1 protein-coding gene and 1 pseudogene are annotated in these 1,353 nt (G+C 72.4%); one reads left to right on the plus strand and one right to left on the minus strand.

Annotated features, from left to right (window positions below; translation table 11 throughout):
• On the plus strand, positions 1-992 hold a 992-nt coding region (locus D7W79_RS42005), incomplete at its 5' end, for an MFS transporter (protein WP_120530756.1).
• 19 nt (positions 993-1,011) lie between these two features.
• Here the strand turns inward: D7W79_RS42005 and D7W79_RS42010 are convergent.
• A pseudogene (locus D7W79_RS42010) lies at positions 1,012-1,353 on the minus strand (M20/M25/M40 family metallo-hydrolase); the annotation flags it as partial.

Genomic DNA, 1,353 nt, shown 5'->3' on the forward strand with positions numbered 1-1,353 from the left:
TCCTGGGGCTGTTCGCGCTGTCGGCGGTGGGCCTGGGGCTCTTCGTGTGGCGGGAGCGCCATGCGAAGGAGCCGCTCCTGGAGCCGTCGCTGTTCCGCCTGCGCGCGTTCACCGCGGGCAACGCGGCGGTGTTCACCATTGGCGCGGTGTTCCTGGCGTCCGTCACCTTCCTGCCGCTGTTCATGGTGAACGTGGTGGGGCTGTCCGCGACGCACTCCGGGCTGACGCTCACGCCGCTGACGCTGGGCGTGGTGGCGGGCAACGTGCTGTCCGGGCAGCTGGTGTCACGGCTGGGCCGCTACAAGGCGCTGATGGTGGGGGCGCTGCTGTTCCTCATGGGCGGCTTCGCGGTGATGGGCTTCACGCTGACGCCCGACTCCAGCCAGGCCGAGGTCACGGTGAAGATGGTGCTGGTGGGCCTGGGCCTGGGCCCGTCCATCCCGCTCTACACCGTGGCGGTGCAGAACTCCGTGCCGACCCAGCGCATTGGCGTGGCCACGTCCGCGACCACGTTCTTCCGGCAGCTGGGCATGACGGTGGGCGTGGCGCTGCTGGGCACCGTGTTCGCGGGCACGCTGGGCCGGGAGATGCAGGCGCGCACGCAGCAGGCCACGCGTGGACTGCCTCCGGACGTGCGACAGGAATTGCGTGCGTCCGCGCCAGGTGGCCCGGGCGGCGAAGGCGCACCGCAGGGCCAGCGGTTCCAGCCGGAGCAGGTGAAGGCGAAGCTGCGCGAGGGGTTCGAGGAGGAGCGGCGGCAGGCCCTGGCGGAAGGACCCGAGGCCCGCGCGCGCGTGGACGCGGACGAGGCCCGCGCGCTGTCCACCGTGGACCAGGTGGAGCGCGCGCTCAAGGAGTCCTTCACCCGCGCGACGATGGCGGTGTACCGCTGCGCCATCTTCATCGCGCTGGCGGCCCTGTTCGTCACACTGCTGCTTCCGGAGCTGCCGCTCCGGAAGGGCGGGCCGCGCAAGGCCCCGGCGGAGGCGTAGCGGCTTCCGCCCGGGCGCCCTACTTCTTCGCCGGCGGCGTCACGTCCGCCTCCGGCTCGGTGGGACGCGCGAGCGTGCCCGGCGCCTCCGCCAGCGCGTACGCCATCCACGTCACCGCCGCGGTGCTGCGCGACAGGTCCTGCGGATCCACCTTGTCCAGGGTGTCCGCCATGGAGTGGTGCACGTCGAAGTAGCGGCTGCTGTCCACGCGCACGCCCACGAAGGGCACGTGCGCGGGCTCCATGGGGCTCAGGTCCGCACCCGTCGAGTGCCCCACCAGGAACTGCGCCGCGCCCAGCCCCTCCAGCGGCGCCATCCACGGCCTGCCTCTTATACACATCTCCGAGCCCACGCGCCATGC

Origin of the sequence: Corallococcus exercitus, assembly GCF_003611585.1 — a bacterium.
Lineage (GTDB): Bacteria > Myxococcota > Myxococcia > Myxococcales > Myxococcaceae > Corallococcus > Corallococcus exercitus.